The organism is Streptomyces sp. NPDC031064 (genome assembly GCF_055570965.1).
On record NZ_JBVIGF010000013.1, the window covers coordinates 34,556 to 58,468 of the forward strand.

The window sequence follows — 23,913 nt, forward strand, 5'->3', positions numbered from 1 at the left end:
ACGCCCCCCCCCCCCCCCCCCCCCCCCCCCCCCCCCCCCCCCCCCCCCCCCCCCCAACAACCCCCCCCCCCCCCCCCCCCCCCCCCCCCCCCCCCCCCCCCCCCCCCCCCCCCCCCCCCCCCCCCCCCCCCCCGCCCCTCCGACCCTCGCGACACAACGCCCCCGCGGCGAAGGCGATAACCGGACCGCGGAGCAACGTGGAGCACAAGGCTTGATCCTGCCCTGTGTCGTGGTGGCGGTGGGGCGTGGTGATTAGCCTCGCGGTGGGCGAGGGATCAAGACCGGACGCAGGAGGTGACCGTGCCCGTAACCGGCCACGGTTTTCGTATGTACGTGGAGGACATCCTCGACGCGCTGGGCAAGGAGCCGGATCGCGAGGCCCTGGTGCGGGGGCAGCGGAGCCTGACCGGTGGGGAGGTGAGGGATCTCGTACACCGCTTGGCGTGGGCTCTGCATGATGCGGGTCTGCGGCGTGGTCAGGGCGTGACGCTGCTGTGCGGCAACCTGCCCGAGGCTCTGTGTGCGCGTTACGCCGCCCATCTGCTGGGGTGCAGGGTCAGCCATCTTTACAGCGGGCTGTCGGCGGAGGCGCAAGCGGCCATCGTGCGTGATGTGGACAGCGCCGCTCTGGTGGTCGATCCCGGGTCGGCCTTACGCGCCGGCGAGATCACCGAACTGACCTCCGTCCCGCGCGTGCTGAGCCTGGGGCCCGCACCGCTTGGGGAAGATCTCCTGGCCATGGCCGAGGGACGAGCGGTGACCCCGTTCTCGAGCAGGGCGGAGCCGGATGACATCTGCATCATCCGTCACACCGGCGGCACCACGGGACATCCGAAGGGCATCTGCGTTCCGTTCAGCGGGATGCCGGCCATCACGAGGCCCGGCGCGGGCACCGGGGCCCGGATGCTGGCGGACCCCGCCCCCCGGTTGTTGGTTGCCACCACCCTTGCCCATGGCGCGGGGGCACTGGCCGACGTGGCGCTGCGCCATCGGGGCAGTGTGGTCCTTCTCGACGGCTTCGATCCGGCTGCTGTGTGGAGAGCGATCGAGGCCGAACGCATCACCGATCTGTTCCTGCTGCCGCCGTTGCTGTACCAGTTGTTGGACCATCCGGACGGGGCCACGGCCGACGCGTCCAGTCTGCGGTGCGTGGTCTACGGCGGATGCACGGCCTCTCCGAACCGGATCGGGGACGCGCTGAAGCGTTTCGGTCCCATTCTGATGCAGTTCTACGGGCAGAGCGAGTCGGGCAGCATCAGTGTCCTGGCGCCGGAGGACCACGATCCGGCACGGCCGGAGCGGCTGCGGTCGGCAGGCCGTGTGGTGCCGGGCGTACAGGTCGCGATCCGGGACCCGTCCGGCAATGACCTGCCGTCCGGCCGTACTGGAGAGATCTGTGTGCGGTCCGCGTCGCTGATGCAGGGGTACTGGAAGCAGCCGGACCTGACCGGCCAGGTACTGCGCGACGGCTGGCTGCACACCGGTGACGTGGGATTCCTCGACGGGGACGGCTACCTCACCGTCGTCGACCGGCTCAAGGACATGGTCGTCGTGGTCGGTGGCCACGTCTACACCGCTGAGCTGGAGGATCTGCTCAATGCCCACCCGCAGGTGCGGCAGAGCGCTGTGTTCGGTGTACGGGACGCGGATGGTGTGGAACGGGTGCATGCCGCCGTCGTACCGTCCCCCGGCAGCTCGGTGACGGGGGATGAGCTGCGGGCGCTGATACGGGCGCGCCGCGGCCCCATGTACGAGCCCACGCGCATCGACTTCGTCCCAGCCCTTCCACTGACCGACGCCGGTAAGCCGGACAAGGGACAACTCCGTCTGCGAGCCGCCCGGTTCGGCGACTAGGCCGGCCCTGGCCGCTGGGCGGCCGCTGTGGAGCGGCGACCACGAGTCCGGCCGATAGGAGGTCAGTGTGTGCGGCGGACGATGAGTTCGGCCAGCGAGGCCAGGGCCCGGGCACCCTCCGGTTCCGGGTCCGCCGCGGCCAGCGCGTCGTGTGCCTTCGTACGGCGGCGCTCCGCCTCCTCCTCGGCCCAGGTGCGGCCGCCCGCCTCCTCGACGAGCCGGGTGGCCTCACGTACCTGGGAATCGTCCAGCGGGCCGGTGCCACCGTGGTACAGCTCCGCCAGGCGGCGGGCGGCGGGATGGGGCGCGCCGAGCGCCGCCACCACGGGCAGCGACTTCTTGCGCAGCCGGATGTCGGCGCCGACGGCCTTGCCGGAGACCTCGCTGTCGCCCCAGATGCCCAGGACGTCGTCGACCACCTGGAAGGCGACGCCGAGGTGGTGACCGAACCGGCGCAGCGCGCTCACCCGTTCCGGTGCTACGCCGGCCGTGTGCGCCCCGAGCGCGCACGCGCCGGCGAGCAGTGCGGCGGTCTTGCCGGCGGCCATCTCCAGGGACTCGTGCAGTGCCACGTCGTCCCGTGTCTCGAAGGCGAGGTCCGCCGCCTGGCCGCCCACGAGGGCGAGCAGCGCGTCGCACAGCTCCTGGACCGCGCGGGGGCTGCCGGAGAGCACCTCCATCGCGGCGACCAGCAACGCGTCACCCGCCAGCACTGCCTGCGCGTCACCGTAGAGCGCCCAGACGGTGGGGCGGCCGCGCCGGATCCTGTCCCGGTCCATGAGGTCGTCGTGCACGAGGGAGAAGTTGTGGACCAGCTCCACACCGGCCGCCGCGCCCACGGCGTGCCCGGCCGGTGCCCCCATGGCCTGGGCGCTCGCCAGTACCAGGGCGCCGCGCACCCCCTTGCCCGGGTCGCCCTTGGCGGGGTTCCCGGCCGCGTCCAGCCACCCGAAGTGGTAACCGGCCATCGAGCGCACCGGCTCGGGCAGCCGGGCCACCGCCTTGCGCAGCACGGGACCGGTCAGCTCCCGGGCCCGCCCGAGCACCTCCCGGACCGGGGCCGCCGCCGGGTCCCCGGCGACCCACGCCCGGACCGCCGGGTCCCCGGTGTCCCACGCCCGGGTCGGCGAGCCGTGGCCCGTGGCGCCTGCCGTCACTGGGCCGTTCCCATCAGCGTCGATTCCAGGTAGGTCTCCGGTCTCCCGGCCGAGGCATCGGGGGCGTACCGCTCGGTCCGTCGCGACCAGTCCAGGTTGCCGCGCATCCACGTCCGCATGCCCGCCAGACAGGGCAGGAGCACCTCGGCCTGCCGGGGGTGCTCGCGCACCACCCGGGCCTCGGCGGCCAGGTACCGGTCGGTCTCGCGGCCGATGGCGGCGCACACTTCCCGCAGCGCCTGCTCGTCGTCGAGTCCGCGGTGGTGCCGCACCAGGTGGACCAGGTTGTGGACTTCGCCGAGCGAACGCTCCTTGGCGAGCGAGTAGACGTCGTTGACCCAGCAGACGACGTTGCAGGCGGCGTCCAGGGCATCCCGGAAGGGCTCGCCGTCGTAGAGCGCGGGGGGTACGTCGATGTCCTCCACGATCTCGATCAGATCCATGCAGACGTAGATCGCGCCGGTGTGCCGGCGGTTGGTGATGTACGAGTCCTCCGACGGCACCCGCCCGTGGACGCGGTTGCCCGCCTCCCAGGTGGCCGCGGTGGTCAGGCACTGGTCGAGGTGGACGGCGAACCGGTGCCGCCACCGCGGCGACGCGCCGGCCGCCGTGCGCCGCCACAGGTCGGCCAGCGAGGCGACGGCCGGCGGGAGGTGGGGGAGGGCCGGGTGTCCCAGCGGGCCCGGACCGGCCAGGACCGCGCGCATCTGGCCGACCGCCTCCGCCACGCGCTCCGGGGAGCGGCCGAAGGCCCCGTCGTCGAGCTGGTCGTCGACGAGGAACAGCCAGGCGAACCAGTCCGCCATCAGGTCCAGCCGCTCAGGGCTCGCGGTGGGGTACACGAGCCCGGCGAACCAGCCGAAGTCGGCGCGCTCGAAGCGTTCGCGGGCGGCCGGGCGGCTGATCAGCTCGGTGCTGCGGGTCCAGTCGGCCAGGTGCGCACGGGCCCGCTCGACATGGGGGTTGACGGAGAACGGGAAGGGACAGGGTATGTCGGGCACGTGACGGTCTCCTTCCGCCGGTCAGCGGCGTTCGAGGCGCAGGTGGATGCCGCCCTTCGGGTGCAACGTGATCAGGGCTTCCGGCCGCACCTCGGGGGCGCCTTCGGGCATCACCAGGCGGTGTCCCCGGGCCACCGCGGCCAGGACGAGGGTGAGTTCGGTCAGCGCGAAGTGCTTGCCGATGCAGACGCGGTGACCGCTGCCGAAGGGGATGTAGGCGTGCTTGGGGCGCTGGGCGATCCGCTCGGGGGTGAAGTTCTCGGGGTCGAACCGCTCGGGGTCCTTCCAGAACTCCGGGTGCCGGTGCAGGAAGTAGCTGTTGATCAGCATGTTGCTGCCGGCCGGGATGCGGTAGCCGGCGATCTCGTCGTCCTGCCGCGCCCGCCGCATGAACTGGTAGGCGGGCGAGTAGATGCGCAGCGTCTCGTCGATGACCATGCGGGTGTACGTCAGCCGCGGCAGGTCCTCGAACTCGGGTACGCGCCCCGCGAGTACCCGGTCGACCTCCTCGTGCAGCCGCTCCTCGACCTCGGGGTGGCGGGCGAGCAGGTAGAAGGCCCACGAGAGCGTGTTGGTGGTGGTCTCGTATGCCCCGATGCAGATGTTGAGGACCTCGTGGTGGAGCTGCTCCAGGTCCATCCCCTTGCCGTCCTCCTCGTCCACGGTGTGGAGCAGGAGGGTCAGCAGGTCGGTCTCCTCACCCGTGGGGACGTCTTCGGTGACCCTCTTCCTGATGAAGGCGGAGACGAAGTCGTCCATGTCGGCGATGGCCCGGTGCAGCCGGCGATGACTGGGCGTCGGCACGCCGAGCGGCGGGAAGGGGAAGCGGAAGAAGGCGCCGAGGACGCTGTTGGCGACACCGAAGGCGCGCTCGAACGCCTGGGCCGACGCGCCCACGTCGGCGCTGAACAGCGAGCGGTTGACGATCCTCAGCGCCAGTTGGCCGATCTCGTCGGTGACATCGAGCAGCTCACCCCCCGTGGCGTGCCGGCCCTCCGTCGCACGCCGGCCCCCCGACGCGTGCCCGCGCCGCTCCCAGCGCTCGAGCATCGCCACGGCCTCGTCGGTCATGTTGCGTGCGAAGGCGGCGACGGTGCGGGGGGTGAAGTGGGGTGCCATCATCCGTCGCTGACGGCGCCACAGGTCCATGTCGGCGTTGGCGATCAGGCCCTTGCGCAGTACGGGCCTGACGATCTTGAAGATCGCCGCGTCCTTGTCGTACTGCTCGCCCTTGTCCACCAGGATGTGCCGGATGTGGTCGGGGTGGTTGACCATCACCATAGGGATGCCGAACGGGCGGAACCGGAACAGATCGCCATGCCGCTCGATGCCACCGGCGAGGAAGCCGAGCTGGTCCCGTTTGAAGGCGAGGGCTCCGCCGATCCCGTCCCGGGCGGTGATCCTGGGCAGATCCCTCGGGGGAGTGGAGCCGGCTGCGAACGTGGGCGCGGGCATGGGTCAGCGGCTCCGTATCCGTAGGTGGACGCCACCCTGGGGCTGGAGGGTGAGCAGTGCGGCGAAGCCCGCGTGAGGGGCACCGGCCGGCTGTTCCAGGTGGAAGGACTGGCTGATCATCGCGGTGATCAGCAGGAGTTCGGTGAGGGCGAGCTGCTTGCCGATGCAGTGGCGGGGGCCGCTGCCGAAGGGCTGGTAGGCCCCGCGGTGCCGTTCGGCGTTGCGCTCGGCCGTGAACCGCCCGGGGTCGAAGCGGTCGGGATCGGGCCAGAACTCCGGGTGGCGGTGGAGGGTGAAGAAGTTGATGTAGACGGAGTCCCCGGCACGGACGCGGTGGCCGCCGATCTCGTCCTCCTCGACGGCATGGCGCATGGTGTGCCAGGCCGGGGTGAACAGGCGCAGCGTCTCGTCGATCACCATGCGGGTGTACGTCAGCCTCGCCAGGTCGTCGAAACCGGGCACCCGCCCGCCCAGGACGTGGTCCACCTCCTCCTGGACGCGCCGCTGAACGTCGGGGTGGCGGGCGAGCTGGTGGCAGATCCAGGAGATGGAGTTGCTGGAGGTCTCGTAGCCGGCGATGACCATGCCGAGCACCTCGTTGGCCAGTTCACCGCGCGTGAGACCGGAGCCGCTCTCCTCGTCGAGGGCGTGCAGGAGGAGGGTGAAGAAATCCTGCCGCCCGGGGGCCTCGCCGGCCTCCCTCTCCTCCTCGGCGAGCCGCTGCTGGATCAGCTCGTCGACGAAACCGTTCATGGAGCGGACCAGGGCACGCAGCCGGTTGTTGAACGGCGTCGGCCAGGTCAGCGGGGGGAACGGGAAACGGAAGAAGTCGCCGGTCATGCCGTTGACCTCGCGGAAGTCACGCTCGAAACGGACGATGCGGTCGCCGGTGTCGGTGCCGAAGAGCGTGCGGACGACGATCTTCAGGGCGAGGTCCGTGACGTCGGAGGTGATATCGACCGGCTCGTCGGAGTGGCGCTGCTCCCATCGGGTGAGCATCTGCCCGGTCAGCTCCGCCATGCTGCCCGTGAACGTGGCGACGCTCGACCGGTGGAAGGGCGGCTGCAGCAATTTGCGACGCAGCTTCCACGGCTCACGGCCCGGGTGGCTGAGCAGCGCGTCACCGAGGATCGCCCGGATCGCCGTATAGAGGAACGTTTCCTTGGTGTAGTTGGCGTGATTGTCGACCAGCACCCGCTGGACGTAGTCCGGGTGATTGAGCACCGTCATCGGAAACCCGCCCAAGCGGAGGCGGAAGATGTCGCCGTGTTCCCGGACGGCACTTCGCAGGAAGCCCACCTGATCCCGACGCATGGCCACCAGGCCCGCGAGGTTCTGCCGCACGGTAAGCCGGGGTGGTACGGAGGCGACGGTCGTCATATGCGTTCCCCTTCCATCCCCGCAGCGACGGGAACGATGCTGGCGAACGCGGCTGACGACGGACTGACAGACCACTGACGGCCCGCCGGGACAGCACCGGGCCGGCTCCGGCCTCCACGCGGAGCTGACTCCGGCCCGGGCCCGCACCGCTGCCCGACTGCTCCACTGCTCGACTGCTCGACGGATAGGGGCCAGGCGTCAGTTCACGGCCGGGGTTCGCGTGCGCCCCCGCACAATGATCTTGCCGGTGTTGCGGCCACGCAGCATTCCCAGGAACGCGTCCACGATGTGCTCGAAGCCGTCAACCACCGTCTCGTCCAGAGCGAGCCGCCCGCTCTGCAGATGCGGTACCGCGAACTCGTACAACTCCTCCTGCACATCCCGGTAGTTGCTCACCAGGAAGCCTTCCATGCGGATGCTCTTCTCCACGATGTCCCCGTAGTTGAAGCGCGGCGGCGCCGCCGCCGGGGTGTTGTACTGGCTGATCGTGCCGATGCGGACGACGCGCCCGAACTCGCGCAGCGCCCCCACCGCCGCGGCGAGCTGCTCGCCGCCGACGTTGTCGAAGAACACGTCGATGCCGCCTGGCGCGGCCTTGCCGAGGAGATCGGCGGCGGGCCCGTCGTGGTAGTCGAAGGCGGCGTCATAGCCGACCTCACGCGTGAGGTGGTCGGCCTTCGCTGCCGACCCCGCGCTGCCCACGAGCCGTCCGGCGCCGAGCAGCCGTGCGAACCGCCCGGTCGCCGTGCCGACCCCGCCGGCTGCTGCGGATACGAACACGTCCTCGCCCTCCTGGAGCCGGGCGATGCGGGTCAGGCCCACATAGGCGGTCAGGCCGGTGCCACCGAGGGTGCTCAAGTACGCGGTCAGGGGCACCCCGTCGAAACGGGGCAGCCGACGGACCTCCTCGGGTGTGACCACCGCGTGCGTACGCCAGCCCTGCCGGTGGAACACGATCTCACCCTCGGCCAGCCGAGGCGTGCGCGAGGCGACGACCCGCCCGATGGTACGGCCCTCCAGCGGCGCGCCGAGCGCGAAGCCGCCGGGCACGTCGTCCATCATCTCGCGGTGATAGGGGTCGACGGACCAGTAGAGGTTTTCCACCAGCGCGCTGCCGAGCGCGGGCTCGGGAAGCGTGGACTCGACGAAGGTGAAGTGCTCGGCGGTGGGAAAGCCGTGAGGGCGGGCGGTCTGGTGCACGGTGAGCGCGGTTTCGTTCATGACCGGACCGTAGGACGGGAATGTGCCTGCTGGGCAGCCGGTTGGGATCATCCGACACACCGTTCCATGAGCAGTACTCATACGTTGAGGTGAGCGCCCCGTGGCCAGAACGACCGACTCCGATCTCGCCCCGCACGAACTGCGCGTCCTGGTGGCGGTCGCGGACACCGGCGGCTTCTCGGCCGCAGCCGGCACACTCGGCCTGACCCAGTCCGCCGTCTCCCACTCGGTGCGCGGCAGCGAGCGCAAGATCGGTGCCGTGCTCTTCGAACGAGGCCGCACCGGCGCCCGCCCCACCCCTGCCGGCGAAAAGGCCGTGGCGCACGCCCGCCGCGTCCTGCGCCTGCTGGACGTCCTGACCGACGAGGCGCGCGGTGCGGCACGGCCCGAGGCGCCGGAGGGGCACCTGCGGATCGCCGCATTCCGCAGCGCGGCCCTCCACCTGCTGCCGCCCGTCCTTCAGCGGCTGCGCGCCCGGCACCCCGGGATCGAACCCCGGGTGCGTATCGTCCGCGAGGTCGGGCGCGGCACCGCGGGCGAAGTGGCCGACGGAAAAGCCGACATAGCCATCGCCACACTGGGCGGCTCCATGCCGCTTCCAGCGGGTCTGGTCGCGAGCGGCCTCTTCGCGGAGCCGTACGCCCTGGTGCACGCGGCGGGCCACGCTGCCCCGCGCTCCCTGCCGCTGGTCGACTGGGCCGAGAACTGCGGCTCGTACACCCGCGACTGGTGGGCCGCACAGGACTGGATCCCGGAGGCGACCGTCGAGGCCGAGGACGACGGAGCGGTGCTCTCCTTGGTGAGCGCGGGCCACGGAATGGCGATCATGCCGGCGCTCTCCTTGGCGGGAGCACCGGACTCGGTCGGGATCACCGATCTCGGCCCACAGCGCCCGACACGCCGGGTCGGCTATGTGACCACCTCCGAACTGGCCGGATCCGCGGTCGTGCGCGCCCTGGTGAGGGAACTGCGGGCAGTGGTCCCCCACGGATGTGAGCGTCGTTCGTAGCCGCTACGCCTCACACGAGGGCCTGGTGACGATGTGTCCGGTGCGTGCGACGGGCGTGTTGTCACACGCCTCAGGCCGCCTTGCTCCAGACCCTCATGCCCAGTTGCAGGAAGGCGGCTTCTCGCAGGGTCGTCTGCTTGACCTGGATCGTGAGCGCCGCGATGTCGCCCGAGGCGTTCTTGACGCAGAGCTGGGTGCCGTCGTCCGCCGCCGCGAGCGGCCAGGTGCGGTACGCGGAGCCGGTGGCGCCGGTGAGGAGGTGACGGCAGGCGGCGAGGGTGGCGGCCTTTCCGTTGAACATCTGCACGAACACGCTGGTGTCGCTCCGCAGCGCGCAGTCGACGTCGTCCTCGCAGTCGAGGCGGATGTCGCCCGAGCGGTCCTCGGGCAGCATCGGCTCGCGGAGGCTCAGCGAGTTCCTCTCGTTCAGCCACACGGGCGAGAGCAGGGCGGCTCCCGGCGCCGGGGCGGCGTTCGGGCAGGCTGTGATGCCCGGGGGGAGCCGCCGGCGGTGGGCAGGGTGCTTGACGGCGGCGGCGTGGACCGTGCGGACTGGCGTGGACCGGTTGTCGAAGCACGTGTGTCCGCGCCCCGCTCACCAAGGCCGAACCCCCGGTCCCCGGCGAGCCACGTCAGGCCCGTCAGCATCACGGCGCCCGCCGTCACGGCCACGGCCGTGATCAGCGCGGTACGCCGTCCAGGCGCCCGCCGCACGGCGGGCCTCAGCGACTGCGTCGCGGCCGCGGTCGACGGAGCCGCGGGGGTACGCGCCGGGCCCGGAACGGTCGCCTCGGGTCCCGTGATCTCGCGCCAGACGGCCGGCCCGGCGCCCGCGTCGGCGTCCGTGTCCAGTTTCCGTCGGCACCACTCGACGACCTCCGCCTGAGTGGCCCGCTCCTCCGGATCGGGCGCCAGGCACCGGGCGATCAGCGGGCGCAACGGCTCGGGCAGCCGTGACAGGTCGGGTTCCTCGTGGACGATCCGGTACAGCACGACGGGCGCGATGCCGTCCCCGTACAGCGGTTCGCCCAGCGCCGCGAAGGCCGCCGTCTGGGCCAGGGCGAAGACGTCGGTCGCCGGGGTGATCTCACCGGCGGTCGCCTGCTCGGGGGCCATGAAGTGGGGTGTGCCGACGGTGGAGCCGGTGGCGGTGTGCGAGGAGAGGTCGGCGGCGATCGAGATGCCGAAGTCGATCACCCGCGGTCCGTCGGCGGCCAGCAGCACGTTGGACGGCTTGAGGTCCCGGTGCACGATCCCCGCGGCGTGAATCGCCTGAAGAGCCTCGGCCACGCCGGCCATCAGCCACAGCACGGCCGGCACCGGCAGCGGACCACGCCGGGCGACGGCCTCCGTGAGGGACGGCCCGGGCACGTACAGCGTCGCCAGCCAGGGAGGTACCCCGTCGGTGTCGGCGTCGACAAGTTCCGCGGTGTAGGCGCCCCTGACCCTGCGGGCGGCCGCCACCTCCCGGCGGAACCGCCGCCGGAAGGCCGGGTCATCGGCCAGCTCCGGCCGCACCACCTTGATCGCCACCGGCCGGCCGCCCTGGGTGTGCGACAGGTACACCCGGCCCATGCCGCCCGCGCCGAGCCGGGCCGCGAGGCGGTAACCGGCCACAACGGGCGGGTCGTCCGCCTGAAGCGGCTGGAACACCTCGGTGGTGCTGCTCATCGCAGTGTCGTCCCCCTGATCCCCGACCGGCCGACGGGCCGGCCCGGAACGGAAGCCTAAACGGGCTGAGCCGGCCCCGCTGACCTGGGAGCCTCCCATGGCCCCCTCGACGCGTCCGACAGCCTCTGCATCGCCGTCGGAGCCGATGCTCAGCGTCGGTGCCGCCGGGGACCGGTGTGCGGGACTCCGGCGGTTCGGGGCCGCCGACGAGCGAGCCGAGGCCGGTCTCCCCGGACGTCCGCAGTGGAGTGGACGTCCGGGGCGTACGACGAGCGGATCGAGCACATCGGCGGCGTGGTGCGGCAGACCGTGTCCTTGCCGGTGGCCGGAACTCTCCACCGGTTGGAGGACCAGTTGGAACGGCTCGCCGCTGCCCCGGAACCAGTCGGAGTCGTTGCCCAGGTCAGCGAGGCGTGAGGACGCAGAACTCGTTGCCTTCCGGGTCGGCCAGAACCGTCCAGTGGATTGCGGACTGATCGATATCGGGGTCGGTGGCGCCCAGCGCGCGCAGTCGGGCTGCCTCTGCGGCCATGTCGCCATCGGGGTAGGGGCAGACGTCGAGGTGGACGCGGTTCCACACGCTCTTGGTGTCGGGGGTGCGGAGGAACTCCAGGTAGGGGCCGACGCCTTGGGCGGAGCGCATGGTCGCGTGGTCGTCGGTGACCTCGTGCACCGTCCAGTCCATCGCTTCGCCCCAGAACCGGGCCATCCGTCGCGGGTCGGTGCAGTCGACCACCACCGCGGCGATCGGCCCGGTGTCCTGGTGGATCGGACGGGGCTCCAGGACGCAGAACTCGTTGCCTTCCGGGTCGGCCATGACCGTCCAGGGGACGTCGCCCTGACCCACGTCGGCGAGCGTCGCGCCGAGATCCTTCAAGCGCGCGACCAACTCCGCTTGATGGGCAGTCGAGGTGGTGGCCAGATGAAGGTGCACGCGGTTCTTGACCGTTTTGGGTTCCGGGCGGGCGATGATGTCGATGCAAACGGCCACGGGGTCGGGGTAGGAGAAGCCGATGGGCTCCAGGTTGGTCACGCCGGGGCCCTCGCTGTCGACACCCCAACCGAGTGCCTCCGCCCAGAACCGGCCGAGCGCGGAGTCGTCATGGGCCTTCATATTGATCTGTACGAGTCGTGTTGCCATGGCGCAGATCCTAGAAGGTCCGATCGAGTGCCGCTCAGGCCTGCGGCGGCCGACTCGGCCCCCGCAACACTCCCAGGGCCAGGGCAGGTTGGTCGACCGTCCTCGCCGCTGCCGGGGAAGGCGGCGCGCTACGACTCCACCGCGCGGTCTCGCACCGCCATACCCGGCCCCTGCCCCTTCGCGACGCCACCGGCGCGGTGCCGGCCCGTGGGATCAGGCGAGGGCGGCGGCCAGCAGGGCGAAGGCGGCGATGATGACGGCGACGCGGACGTAGTGGTAGCGGTCCCAGCGGTTCATCTGCTCCTTCCAGTCGGCGGGCCGGTTCTCGGGGGTCCACGTCTTGCCCCGGTTGTTGATCGGGACGAGCAGCAGGATCGACATGATCACGCTGAGGAGCAGCAGCACACCGGCGCTGACGACGAGGCCGGTGCCGTGGTGGTGCCGTCCGGCGATGGCCCAGACCGCGACGAGGACGAGCGAGGTGATGTACCAGACCGGCATCACGGCGCCGAGCATCCGGCCCCCGTGAGCGCGACCGAGTTGGCCACTGTCCTCGGGGAGTGCGTTGAGGATCCGGTTGATGACGAAGGCGACGGAGAACTCGACCCCCACCATCACCCCGACGATCACGGTGGTGAAGACCTGGAGTGCGTTGAGCATGACCCCTCCCGAGATCTAGCGTTGCTAGCTGATGAAGCAACGCTAGCGCTGCTGCCGCTCGATTGTCTAGCGGTGCTAGCATCGAGTCATGTCGGTACAGGAACGCAAGCAGCGCGAACGGGCGGACCGCGAACGCCTCATCGTGGCGACGGCCCGCGAACTCGCCGAGCAGCAGGGCTGGGACGCGGTCACCACCCGCCGGCTCGCCGAGCGCATCGAATACAGCCAGCCCGTCCTCTACAGCCACTTCCGCGGCAAACGCGAGATCATCGGTGCCGTCGCCCTCCAGGGCGCCGCGGAGATGGCCGCGGCGCTGCGGGCCGCGACCGCCGCCGCGGACGGCCCCCGCGCCCGGGTCACCGCCCTCGCCCGCACCTACCTCGACTTCGCCGAACGCAACCCGGCGGTCTATGACGCCATGTTCCAGCTCGACGGCGGCCTGGCCTTCGCGAGCGAGGACACCCCCGAGCCGCTGAAGGACGCCTTCGCCGCCCTCCTGGAAAGCCTCGGCGAGGTCGCCGGGGACGGCGTCCACCCGGGGCTGTTCACCGAGGTGTTCTGGGCGGCCCTGCACGGGCTGGCCACCCTGACTCGAGCGGGACGACTGCCGCCGGAGCACACCGAGCCGAGGGTGGACCTGCTGGTGGACCGGCTCGCCATCGTCTGACACGCCACCCCGGCGGCCCTGCCGCCGACGTTGCTGCGTCAGGCCGGGTTGCCCAGGATGAGGGCCCCGGTGAGGCAGACCAGTGCGACGGCGCCCATGAGCCAGGTACTCAGGGGCACGATCATGAACCGGGTGCCCCGGTCGACCGGGGGGCGAGGCTGTGGGGACTCCTCGATGGCGTCGTGAACGCCGGTGAGCCACAACAGGGAAAGGCTCTGCCATCTGTGCCGCTCCTCCGCCGGGTCGGCCGGGGCGGTCCAGGGAGGCGGGATGGTTCCCGGTGCTCCGTCCGGGGCGGCCCCGTCGAGTTGGCGCAGCAGGTCGAGCCGGTAGACGTCGAAGGCGGCCTTCAACTGCTCCGCGTAGCCGATGGCCGCGCTGACCGCGGTGCGGTAGAAGAGCCGTGCGACGAGCATGCCGCCGCCGAAGCAGCAGGCGAACAGCCACCAGCGGTCCCGGCCGAGCATGAGGAGCGTGCCGGCGTAGAGTGCGAAGGCGGCGAACAGCGTGGCGGTGACGAGGCCGGCCTCCATCGTCGCCCGGCCGGCGTTCAGTCCCGCGACGACCCGGTCGGGCAGCAGCGGATACAGGCGGGGCCACACCGTCACCGTGTCGATTCCGTACCGCAACCGGGGGTGCCTTTCGGCGCTCCGCAGGACGTTGCCGAGCCGGGTGGGCAACGCGGGCTCGTTCGGCGTCGCCGGGGGGTAGCAGTCGTTGAGGATGCCCCGTGCGACCGGGTCGGTACGCGCCGCCTCAGCGAGGGCCCCGCGCCGGCGCCGATGCCAGGTGCTGCCGAACTCGGCCATGAGCCTGCCGAGTCGAGTCGGCCAGTAACCCTCGTACCAGCGCACCAGGTGGAGCGCCGAGCCGCTCAGCAGCGTGGCGACGATGACGGCGAGGGTGATCGCCGCGGCGACGGTGAGGGACTTGTCCAGCAGGGGCAGGGCCGACCAGGCCTTCCTGGCGCCGCCGGGACCACGCGCCACGACCGCGGTGAGTACGCCGGCACCGCAGAGGAAGGCCAGCGTGGGCAGGAGCGCGCCGAGGAAGAAGCGGCGGTCGAACAGACCGGCGCTCCCCTTGATCACGGTTCCGAGCATGGCGTCCGTTCACCCGCTCTCAAGCGGATGCTCGTCGGTGTCGTTCTCGCACCGCTGTGGATCGTCCCGGTTGTAGACGAGGATGTTCCGGTTGATCGTCCCGCACCGCCTGCACCGGACGGTGGCGAGGCCCGTCTGGGGCGGTCCCCCCAGCTTGTCGGGTGGACTGCCCCACCATCCGGGGCCTTTGACCACCGGTTGCAGGCCGGCTCCCTGATCGACGATGTACTGGTCGATGACGGTCGCGGGGACGACGCCGACGATGGCTTCGGCGCCGCCCTCGCCGACGCTGCGGAGGAGACTGTTCTCCCGGGACACGGCGATGGCGGTGACGGGCAGGTCCAGCAGGGTCAGCGAGCGGCCGTCGAGGAGGTCCGGGACGGTGCGCGCGCCGTCGACGACGACAAGTGGTGGCAGACCCGCCTCGGGGTCCGCCGGCGGACAGGTGAGCCGGCGCACCTGGCCGGCCTCGGCCAGGGCGAACGGCACACCGTTCGCTGTGACGATCACGTATCCATCCGCCGGTGCGGCAGAGGTGCTGCTGGTGGTGGCCTCCATGGTGGTGTAGGCCGGGTCGGCCAGTTGGGCGAAGGTGGTCAACGGGTCGATCGTCACGGTCCGCCCCCGATCACGAGGAATGGCGCCCAGAAATACGGGTGGTCGAACATGGGCCGGTCGTAGTCGACCTCGGCGCCCGCGGCGTGGGCGGCGGCACGGCGGGCCTGCACCGCCCCGCCCCGGGCGCGGACCCACACCGGGGAGCCGGGGAGCTGCTCGCGGGTCACGGCCGCGAAGGCGTCCGCGGCCGCTCCGTAGTCCCGTGCCCAGAACCGTGCCGTGGCGATGTCGAGGTCGAGGGTGGGGGCCATGTCCCGCTGCTCGGACCGGATTCCGGCGCAGTACTCGACCACGTCGGCGGCCGTCACCCGGCGCACGTCCATCTGGGCCTGACGCAGTGCCGCGGCCTCGTTCATCCCGGAGAGCCGGGCCTGGTAGAAGCCGCGCATGACCAGGCTGGTGGACAGCTCGTCCACCGACCACAGGCACGCCACGACGGCAGAGGCGCCGGCGTACATCAGCGCTCTGGTGAGGCCGATCAGCTCGTCACCGGAGCGGCGGTCGTTGCGCCCCGTATCGCAGGCGCTCAGTGTGACGAGGTTCGCCGGCAGCCGGAGACGGAGAATGTCCGCGGCGCTGAGCCGGCCGTCGTCGGCTCCGTCCGGTGCCAGCAACAGCCCCGACCGCATGGGCTGTTCCGGGTCGAACTCCCCGTGGCAGGCGAGGTGCACCACGTCGATCGCCCGGGCGGACCGGGTGAGCTCCCGGTTGAGGCGCCGGGGGGTGGCGGCCTCGCCCACGAGGAGGCGCACCCGGTCGTCGAAGAGGCGGGCGAGCGCCGCGGCCTCCTGCCGGGCGTGGATGAGTGGGCGGTCGGCCCGGCCGTCGGCGAGAATCAGCACGGTGTCGCGTTCTGGATCGGGTTTGCGCGCCGTGTGCGGGCCGGTCGAGGCGCTGGGGGTGTAGCGGACGGGGTGGTGATCGGCCACGCACGTGCGCTCGTCCATCCGTACGGCGTGCAGGGGCACATGGTGGAGTTCGTCATGCGGAACGAACCAGATGGTGTCGCCCGGGGCACACCAGTCGGCCAGCGGAGCGACCAGGGGGCGCAGCGCGTCCTGCCACGTGTCCGGCCGGGTGTGCCGGAGCTGCCGTGTCGCGCGGGGCCCGGTGAACACCTTGCCGCACAGCGCGTGGAGGTCCGCACGGCTCAGGGGTATGTCCACCACCACGGGGCGGTCGAGGTCGGCCCGGCCGACGAACAGCAGGGTGCTCTCCTCGGTGACGAGGTACTCGGCCAGGATGGTGGGGGACTGCTCGTGGCGGAGGAGCCGGCGTACGTCGTCGTAACCGACCGGCACGCCGGCCCGCAGCCCCGCGTACTCGGCCAGCGACTCGTGCGCGAGCATCTCCGTCCAGCAGCGGGTCAGCTCGCTCTGGGCGTCGCGCAGCTCGACCACGGCCTCCCGCCGCGCGCCGTCCGTGCGGAGCCGTTCCCGGGCCTGTGCGAAGCGGTCGGCCGAGCGCCGCTCTTCCCTGATCAGCTTCTTGTGCGCGGGGTCGCGCGGGGCGGGCACCCGGCTGCCCATGAGCTCCGCGAGGACCCTGGACTTGGCGCGCTCGGTCAGTTCGAAGGCGACGGTCTCGGCGGGTCGGTCGGCATCCGCATCCGCATCCACATCCGTACGGTCAGGGGACTCAATCGTCGTCAGGCGTACTGCCACCTCGTACATCTCCTCGACCTGTTCGAACAGCGCGATGCGCAGGTCGTCGTCGGTGACGCGCACGCGCAGTTCCTCGTACCAGTCGAGCGCGTGCATCAGGAACGCGCGCGCGGCGCGGGGTTCGACGCGGCGCAGCGCGAACCCGAACCAACCGTACAAAGTGAAGGCCACCTGGATCAGTCCGAGCCACTCCAGCGTCCGCCCCGTCCGGACCGCATGCTTGATGGCGCGTCGGTACCGGCCGCTGTACCAGTGTCCGAGCGCGGTGGCGAAGCCGTCGCCGGCCGGTGTCGACGACACGGATCTGAGGTCCAGGTCCACGCCGCGCAGCGACACGGATGCGTCAGGATCGTCGGGTTCGAGGCCCAGCATGGACAGGGCGGCGGGGGACACCCGGTCCAGCGCCGCGAGGAGCCAGTGGTCTGCGCGCGCGTTCGACAGCCGGCGGCTGAACGTCACGCTCCGGCCCTGGATCCGGCTGTCCATGAAGCCGAGCTGGATGACGTCGCCCTGCCCGACCTTGATCGCCGCGCCCTCGGCGAGGGACCGCTCGGCCGCCTCCGTGTCGCCGAGCCGGAGCTGGAACGCTCCGGTGAGCATGAGGGCGCGGCGCCGCAGCATCGGCAGTACCGACGGGTCTTCGACCAGCGGAGCGAGTGCGGCCAGGGCCCTGCTGGGCGTCAGGTAGTCCGTCATCGCCGCCTCCAGCCGGCAGGCGGCGGCGAGAGTGCTGTTCTCCGGCTGACCCCAGATCTCCGCCGCGTCGAGGAAGGAAGCCGCCGCTTCCTCACGGAAACCGAGGAGCTGATAGACCTCGGCCAGCGACCTGGCGCAGTATCCGCGGAGCAGCGTGTGCTCGGCGCGGAACCGGTCCAGGGGCTTGCCGGTGAGCCGTGCCCGGGCCTCCTTGTCCGCGTCGCGCAGCAGCTCCGCGGCGTCGTCGATCCAGGCGATGAGCCATTCGTCGAGCCTGAACTGCCAGGTGTTGCGGCCGGCCTGCGGCCAGGACCTGGTCAGACGCACCGGCGGGGATGACCGGTCGCCGAGCGCGTGTCCGATCCCCTCCCGGATGAGGGTACGAGGCAGCGTGAGGTCGGGATAGCCGGGCCTGGCGACGATCGCATCGTGCCGCCACGCCGACAGGGTACGGGCGCGCATGACCGGGTCGATGTGTACGAAGATCGAGGCATCGAGTTTCGCCTGCGCTTCACCGGTGCGCCGGACCAGGTAGAGCGACAGGACCAAGGCGGAGCCGATCAGCCACTGCGCGGCGTCCAGCAGTCGCTCATCCGGGTGGTGGACGCCCGCGGCCAGGAAAAGCGCCAGTGCCGGTCCGGGGAAGAGGCCGTAGGACGCCCCCAGCGCCAGCCGCAGACGCGGACCGGAGAACACGGTCAAGGCGCGGGCCAGCGTGGCGGTGTAGGCGAATTGCAGGAAGTGCAACAGCCCGGCGCCGAGGAGGGCGACGGCGACGGCGTGCGTGTACAGCAGCGATTGGTCCTGCCAGCCCCGTACGAACCAGTCCCCCACCGGACCGGTGGATAGGACGGTGAGGTGGACGACCCACAGAATCGACGCGAAGCGCAGCTCCTGGCGGTTCTCCCGGGTCATCCGCCCACTCTCGGCGTACACGTACCAATGCAGTGCGGTGAACGCTGCGGCGGCCGTGAGGGAGCCGAGCCCGCCAGGCCTGCCCGTCGCGACGACGGCTGCCACCGGCACCAGACCGGCCAGCACATTCGCCGCGTCGACGAGGCGCGCGCCCGGGCCGGGCTTTCCACCCGTCCGCCCGGCGAAGTACGCCGGGTAACGCCACCATTGGGGCCGCGCCTGCCAGTAGGCGCGGACGAAGCCGACACACGCTCCGGCCACGAGCGGCACCAGCCACCACAGGAGAGCGGGACCGGCACCCGCCAGGGCGAGCACCGCTCCGGCGCCCACGCCGGCAGCGAGGACACCGAACAGCCCCAGCAGCAGGCCCAGGCCCATGAGCACGACCGGATGAGTGCCCTGCACCTGCGCACACAGCGGACCGCTCAGGAGCCAGCCGACCAGGGCCCAGAACGCCACCCTGGCAGGTCCGTACCGCGCTCCGGCCATCCAGAGCCGTAGCAACACGACGAAGGCCGGCGTCAGCAGGCGGCGCACCACCGAGCGCCAGAGGAACCCGCACGCGACCGCGCCGGCCACCACCAGTGCGGCGGCCGCGCCATGCACCCGATCACCCATGAGCCGAAGCACACCCCACCCGATCATGGCCCAGACGACCAGGATGATCGCCGATGCGACGGCTGTTGACAGCCAGGTGCGCAGGCGCTGATCGGGCACCAGCCTCACCAGCTCCGCCAGTTGCATACCGGCGAGGAGCACGGCCACCGTCCAGCGGACGGCCTCCTCCGCACCGGTCTGCGCGGCCACGGTCCAAGCCACCGCAGCCCAAACAACGCTTGCGAACAGGGTCTTGAGGAGTTCCCGGAGCACCGTTGGTGTGGGCACGGACCGACTGTATGGGCCGCAGCGGAGGACTTGTGCGTATTTTCAGTTTTTCCGTTGCACAACCCAAAAACGGAGCAACGGACCGGCGCCTGGAGGATGTTGATCGCCCCCGAGGTTGCGTCGGCCGCCAGGCGGACCGCCTCCGAGGGTGCGCGGCCCACTCCTGGTCCACGCGGGCGGGCCGGCCAGCGCGGCGAGAGTACAAGAACGGACGGATGCAACCATGGCAACACAGGACACGTCGGTGGGGGAGCCGCCGCCGGTCACAACACCCGGGCGCCGTTGGCGCGGACTGCTGACGAACCGCGACTTCATGATCGTCTGGGGCGGGTTCACCGTCTCGTCGGTGGGCACGGCGCTCTCCAACCTGGCCGTGCCGATCCTCGCGCTCGGCCTCTTCGGCTCAGCCGCTATGGCGGGCCTCGTGGGAGCAGCCCGGCTCGCCCCCTACCTGCTGCTGAACCTCCTGGCTGGTGTGTTCATCGACCGCTGGGACCGCCGCCGCGTCATGATCGTCGCGGACCTGGGCCGCTTCGCTGCGCTGGCGACGATCCCGGTCGCCTACGTCTGCGACAGCCTGACGATCGCGCACCTGGCAGCCGTCGCCTTCCTGGAAGGGATCGGGCACGTCTTCTCGGCCGTGTCTCACCTGTCGGCCATGTCGAAGCTGGTCCCCCAGGAGCATCTGGCCTCGGCCAACGCTCTCAACGAGGTGGCCGACTCCGCGGCCGGCGTCGGCGGCTCCGCCCTCTCCGGCGCCCTGATCGGCTTGGCCAAGAACTCCACGCTCGGCGCCATCTACAGTTACGCCGTCGACGCCGTGACCTACCTGCTCTCGGGGGCCTCGCTGCTGTTCGTACGCAAGTCGTTCCAGGAGGAACGGCCGGCCGACGGACAGCGCTCCGTGATGGCCGACCTCAAGGCGGGGATGTCTTTCCTCTGGCGACATCGCCTGCTGCGGCTGCTCATGGTGATGGTCACCTTGATCAACTTTTTTCAGGCGCCGCTGACCCTGGCCACCATCGTCCTGGCCACCGAGGACCTTGACATCAATGCCGGACTGATCGGCCTCATCCTCGCCGCGGTCGGCCTCGGCACGGTGGTCAGCGCGTTCGCAGCGTCATGGCTTCGTGAGCGCATCAGCCTGCGCACCATGGCACTCGGCTCAGTCGCCCTGTGGGCGGTCGCGGCGGCCATGATGGCCGCCGCACCGTCGATCGTCTTCCTCGCCGCCGGCGTCCTGATCACGAACCTGCTGTGGCCGATCTTCGCGGTGTCCCTGGTGACCTACCGGCTGTCGGCCACACCGGACCACCTTCAGGGCCGCGTCAACAGCGCCTTTCGCACCCTGTCGTTCGGTGTGGAACCCCTGGGGCTGGCCATCGGTGGTGTCTTGATCGCCTCGGAGGGCCCACGCTTCCTGCTCTGGGGAGCCGCGGTGGGTCTCTTCGTGACCTTCCTCGGCAGCGTCGCGACATGGCGGGGGACGCCGACACCGGAAGCGACCGCGGGGGAGCCGGCGCACCTGGTCGACAACCTGCCGGTCGTCCGCACGAGCATGCCCGCCGACGCGCCCGACCATGATTCCGCGCCATGATTCCGCGCCATGATTCCGCCCGGACCATGATCCCCGCGCTCGGCGATCTCCGAGGAGGGTCCTAGTAACCGAGACCGGCGTACCAGTCACCTCGGCCCTCGCGGGTGAGGTCGAGGATGTGCCACACCGGACAGAGCAGGTCGATACCTCGCTCGTCGATGTCGTCGGACATGCGCGGATGCGCCGAGTAGAAGTGGCGCACCACCCCGTGTTCGTCTCGGTTGAACACCGACACCGTCGAGTCCTGGTTGCCGTCGGCGTCCTCGCTGCCCAGGTCGTACTTGAACGTGTTGGACCCGGCGCTGAGCAGGCGCAGATTCGTCCACTGCCGGTCTCGGGCGTGTGCGCGGAGCGTGGGCAGGTCGGCGGCGGCGACGATCGCGAGATCGACGCTCTGTGCGACATGGCGCGCGACCCCGTTGAACCCGTCGATCCACATGGTGCACATGGGGCAAGGGTCCGTCTGCCGCTTTCCGTACATGAAGTGGTAGATGACCAGGTCGCGCCCGGGCCGCGTGAACAGGTCGCTCAGTCGTACGGTCCTCACCGGCGCGTCGCCGGCCTGGAGGTCGGCGGGGCCTTCCTCGAACGCGTAGTCGTCGACGACAGGCCCTGGTGGCAGTCGGCGGCGCAGCTCTGCGACGCGTTCGCGATGGCGCATCAGTTCGATTTCGGCTTGTCGTAGCTCTTCGCGAGCGCTGACGTACTCGGCCGATTCCTCACTGAGACCGGTCCGGCGCATTGCTGCCTCCTGGACGACGACCGGTGTTGGGCGTGCCTGGTGGTGCGCTGCCATCTGCTCAGGGCACCGGGTCACCGAGTCACCATTGTCTGCTTGGGTACGCGAGGCTCGCCACGCGGCGAACCGGCGAACCGGCGAACCGGCGAACCGAAGGGACGAAGTCGACCGATGTCCGCACAATGGAGGCAGAGGGCCTGAGCCGCGTACCGGAGTGCCGACCCGAATGCCGACCCGAGTGCCGAGCCGGAGTGCCCAGCCGGAGGGCGGGTGCCTGGAGTGCCGAGCTCGGAGTGACGAGCCGGCGTGCCGTGCGCGCGGACTCGGACCAGCCTGCCAGGTGTGGAAGGGGACGCTGGTGCCGTCGGATCGGTCGGGGCGTGAGCAGGCTCCCGGTCCACTCTGGTCAGAGCCCGGGACGCTGTTGGAACACGTACGCGTGGCGGTCTTCGGCATCGATGACGACGACCGGATCTGTTACTGGGGGCCCGGCGCGCAGGAACTCTTCGGGCACGACCCGGCAGGGGTGTTGTCCCGGCCGACGGGTGTCCTCCTCGCCGACCCGCCCCCGGATCCCGCCGACGCGTCGGTGTCGCTGGCGGAGCGAGGCCGCACGCTCGGGTACTGGCGCGGCCGGCTGCGGGCGCGGCACCGGGACGGAGCGGCCTTCGACTGTGGATTCCGGGTGTTTCCGGTCACCGGCGCCGGAGGGACGTCCGTGGTCATGGCGCTGGCCAGCCGGAGCGACCAGCTCGACCGGGTGAAGACCAATCTGGCCTTCCTCGACTCCCTCTTCGAAACCTGCCCCATCGGCCTGGTCATGCTCGACGAGGAACTGCGCTACGTCCACCTCAACCAGGCGCTCGCCGACATGGACGGCTTGCCGATCGAGGAGCACCTCGGCCGGCGGATCGACGACATCATGATCACGTCCGACGACGGAGCGTACCTGCGGATGCTGCGCGACGTCGCCCGGAAGGGGCGCCCGGTCGTCGGCGCGCTGGTGGGCCTGCGTACGCCGGGCTGCCCGGACCGCGATCAGGTGCGGTCGGTGAGCTTCTTCCCGCTCAGCGGGGCGGTCGGTAGCCGACCCGGCGTGGGCGGCCTGATGGTGGACGTGACCGACCGCGAACAGGCGATCATGGAGGCCACCGCCGGCCGTCAGCGGTTGGCCCTGCTGAACCGGGCCGCGGCCGCGATCGGCACCACCCTGGACGTGAACGTGACCGCCCGGGAGCTGGTCCACGCCGCAGTGCCCGACTTCGCCGACGCCTCCGTCGTGGAAGTCGTGGAGTGGATGGACGAGGACGAGGTGTTCGACCCGGACCGCCCTCTGATCACCCGCCGGATCGCCTCCGGCACCACCCTGCCCCCGCCCGCCACCGAACTCGTGAGCGGACTGGAGCACGTGACCTACCCGCCAGGTTCCGCGATCCACCGGATGCTCGGAACGGGCGGCGTCGTCGCCGTCCCGGTGGACGACGAGTTCGTGACCCGGACCGTCATCCACGAGGAACGTGCCCGGCTGCTGAGGGACAGCGGCCTGACCTGCATTCTCATCGCCCCGCTCATCGCCCGGGACACGGTCCAGGGCCTCGCCATGTTCGGGCGCTCGGGGGCCCGCCCCGCCTTCACGGAACAGGACCACGGCCTGGCCGGTGAACTCGCCTCCCGCGCCGCGCTCTGCCTGGACAACGCGCGCCTCTACAGCCGCGTGCAGGACATCGCGCTCACCCTCCAGCGCGCGCTGCTGCCGAGCGCGCTCGCGACCAGCCCGTACGTGCAGGTGGCCCACCGCTACGTGCCCGGCAGCCGCATCACCGAGGTAGGCGGCGACTGGTACGACGTGATCAGCCTGACCGGCGGCCGGGTCGCCCTGGTCGTCGGCGACGTCATGGGACACGGCGTGCCGGCCGCCGCCGCCATGGGCCGGCTGCGCATCACGGCCAAGGCGCTCGCCCGGCACAACGAGGAACCGGGCGCTCTGCTCGCCGAGCTCGACGCCTGTGCCCAGGAGGCGGGAATCGAACTGGCGACCTGCCTGTACATCCAGTACGACCCCGCCACCGGACGCGCCCGCATCGCCAGCGCCGGGCACCCCCCGCCCCTGGTACGGAACCCACAGGGCACGGTCGAGACGATCGACGACGTCTTGGGCGTCCCCCTCGGCGTGGGCGGCCAGCCCTTCGCGACCGCCGAGGCCGACCTCGGCGACGGCGCGGTCCTCGCCCTCTACACCGACGGCCTCATCGAGGCCCGCGGCCAGGACATCGAAGACGGCCTGGACGCGGTACGCGCCGAACTGTCCGGCGACTGCGGCGACTTGGAGACGGCGGCGGACCGCATGCTGTCCCGCCTACTGCGCGGCCCACCCGACGACGACACGGTCCTCGTCCTCGCCCGCGTACTGCGGGCGCACCGCGCCCGGTGAGCACGCCAGGGTGAGAACGGCCCGCCGACGATCCCATCGGGCGGCTTCC

The 23,913-nt window shown here is 71.2% G+C and carries 17 protein-coding genes and 1 pseudogene; 6 read left to right on the forward strand and 12 right to left on the reverse strand.

Annotated elements, in window-relative coordinates:
- The first annotated feature begins 327 nt into the window (after positions 1-327).
- A complete protein-coding gene (locus tag ACZ46W_RS34130) occupies positions 328-1,854 on the forward strand; it encodes an AMP-binding protein (protein WP_468346059.1) in 1,527 nt (508 codons plus the stop codon).
- 62 nt (positions 1,855-1,916) lie between these two features.
- Here ACZ46W_RS34130 and ACZ46W_RS34135 read toward each other — a convergent pair whose 3' ends face one another.
- From ACZ46W_RS34135 to ACZ46W_RS34155, 5 genes are all read right to left on the reverse strand, one after another.
- Positions 1,917-3,011, reverse strand: coding sequence for a polyprenyl synthetase family protein (locus tag ACZ46W_RS34135; RefSeq protein WP_468346061.1), 1,095 nt, complete (start codon positions 3,009-3,011; stop codon positions 1,917-1,919).
- Positions 3,008-4,012 (reverse strand): terpene synthase family protein, encoded by a 1,005-nt coding sequence (locus tag ACZ46W_RS34140; RefSeq protein ID WP_468346063.1) that lies wholly within the window; start codon positions 4,010-4,012, stop codon positions 3,008-3,010. Before ACZ46W_RS34140 ends, ACZ46W_RS34135 begins: the two co-directional genes overlap by 4 nt.
- 21 nt (positions 4,013-4,033) lie before the next feature.
- Entirely contained in the window at positions 4,034-5,467 is a 1,434-nt protein-coding gene (locus ACZ46W_RS34145; RefSeq protein WP_468346064.1) for a cytochrome P450, read from the reverse strand.
- A gap of 3 nt (positions 5,468-5,470) precedes the next feature.
- The gene (locus tag ACZ46W_RS34150; protein WP_468346066.1) at positions 5,471-6,847 is read right to left on the reverse strand and encodes a cytochrome P450; all 1,377 of its coding nucleotides are present in this window, start codon (positions 6,845-6,847) and stop codon (positions 5,471-5,473) included.
- 198 nt (positions 6,848-7,045) lie between these two features.
- Positions 7,046-8,068: an NADP-dependent oxidoreductase gene (locus tag ACZ46W_RS34155; RefSeq protein WP_468346068.1), complete on the reverse strand. Its 1,023-nt coding sequence runs from the start codon at positions 8,066-8,068 to the stop codon at positions 7,046-7,048.
- 100 nt (positions 8,069-8,168) lie between these two features.
- On the opposite strand from ACZ46W_RS34155, the gene ACZ46W_RS34160 reads away from it, so the two are divergent.
- Complete coding sequence (locus ACZ46W_RS34160; protein WP_468346070.1) at positions 8,169-9,077, forward strand: LysR family transcriptional regulator; 909 nt, start codon at positions 8,169-8,171, stop codon at positions 9,075-9,077.
- 70 nt (positions 9,078-9,147) lie between these two features.
- Here ACZ46W_RS34160 and ACZ46W_RS34165 read toward each other — a convergent pair.
- A pseudogene (locus ACZ46W_RS34165) lies at positions 9,148-10,748 on the reverse strand (serine/threonine-protein kinase).
- Between the two features lie 243 nt (positions 10,749-10,991).
- Between ACZ46W_RS34165 and ACZ46W_RS34170 the strand changes: the two are divergent.
- Positions 10,992-11,165 (forward strand): hypothetical protein, encoded by a 174-nt coding sequence (locus ACZ46W_RS34170; protein WP_468346072.1) that lies wholly within the window; start codon positions 10,992-10,994, stop codon positions 11,163-11,165.
- Here ACZ46W_RS34170 and ACZ46W_RS34175 read toward each other — a convergent pair.
- Positions 11,152-11,889 carry a VOC family protein gene (locus ACZ46W_RS34175; protein ID WP_468346074.1) on the reverse strand — a complete coding sequence of 246 codons (738 nt, stop codon included), beginning with the start codon at positions 11,887-11,889 and terminating at the stop codon, positions 11,152-11,154. The two genes, ACZ46W_RS34170 and ACZ46W_RS34175, sit on opposite strands and share 14 nt — an antisense overlap.
- A gap of 213 nt (positions 11,890-12,102) precedes the next feature.
- Entirely contained in the window at positions 12,103-12,549 is a 447-nt protein-coding gene (locus ACZ46W_RS34180) for an anthrone oxygenase family protein (RefSeq protein ID WP_468346076.1), read from the reverse strand.
- Positions 12,550-12,637: 88 nt separating this feature from the next.
- On the opposite strand from ACZ46W_RS34180, the gene ACZ46W_RS34185 reads away from it, so the two are divergent.
- Positions 12,638-13,216 carry a TetR/AcrR family transcriptional regulator gene (locus tag ACZ46W_RS34185; RefSeq protein ID WP_468346078.1) on the forward strand — a complete coding sequence of 193 codons (579 nt, stop codon included), beginning with the start codon at positions 12,638-12,640 and terminating at the stop codon, positions 13,214-13,216.
- Positions 13,217-13,254: 38 nt separating this feature from the next.
- Here ACZ46W_RS34185 and ACZ46W_RS34190 read toward each other — a convergent pair whose 3' ends face one another.
- Genes ACZ46W_RS34190 through ACZ46W_RS34200 form a run of 3 tightly spaced genes read right to left on the reverse strand, consistent with a single transcriptional unit; the run spans position 13,255 to position 19,019 of the window.
- Positions 13,255-14,307: a hypothetical protein gene (locus tag ACZ46W_RS34190; protein WP_468346080.1), complete on the reverse strand. Its 1,053-nt coding sequence runs from the start codon at positions 14,305-14,307 to the stop codon at positions 13,255-13,257.
- 21 nt (positions 14,308-14,328) lie between these two features.
- Positions 14,329-14,934, reverse strand: a complete 606-nt coding sequence (locus ACZ46W_RS34195) for a hypothetical protein (RefSeq protein ID WP_468346082.1) — start codon at positions 14,932-14,934, stop codon at positions 14,329-14,331.
- Positions 14,931-19,019 carry a CHAT domain-containing protein gene (locus ACZ46W_RS34200; protein WP_468346084.1) on the reverse strand — a complete coding sequence of 1,363 codons (4,089 nt, stop codon included), beginning with the start codon at positions 19,017-19,019 and terminating at the stop codon, positions 14,931-14,933. Before ACZ46W_RS34200 ends, ACZ46W_RS34195 begins: the two co-directional genes overlap by 4 nt.
- Positions 19,020-19,320: 301 nt before the next feature.
- Here ACZ46W_RS34200 and ACZ46W_RS34205 point away from each other — a divergent pair, with 301 nt between their 5' ends.
- The gene (locus ACZ46W_RS34205) at positions 19,321-20,694 is read left to right on the forward strand and encodes an MFS transporter (protein ID WP_468346086.1); all 1,374 of its coding nucleotides are present in this window, start codon (positions 19,321-19,323) and stop codon (positions 20,692-20,694) included.
- A gap of 61 nt (positions 20,695-20,755) precedes the next feature.
- Here the strand turns inward: ACZ46W_RS34205 and ACZ46W_RS34210 are convergent, their stop codons facing one another.
- Entirely contained in the window at positions 20,756-21,490 is a 735-nt protein-coding gene (locus tag ACZ46W_RS34210) for a DUF899 family protein (protein WP_468346088.1), read from the reverse strand.
- 367 nt (positions 21,491-21,857) lie between these two features.
- Here ACZ46W_RS34210 and ACZ46W_RS34215 point away from each other — a divergent pair, with 367 nt between their 5' ends.
- Positions 21,858-23,864 (forward strand): SpoIIE family protein phosphatase, encoded by a 2,007-nt coding sequence (locus ACZ46W_RS34215; RefSeq protein ID WP_468346090.1) that lies wholly within the window; start codon positions 21,858-21,860, stop codon positions 23,862-23,864.
- Positions 23,865-23,913: the final 49 nt, after the last annotated feature.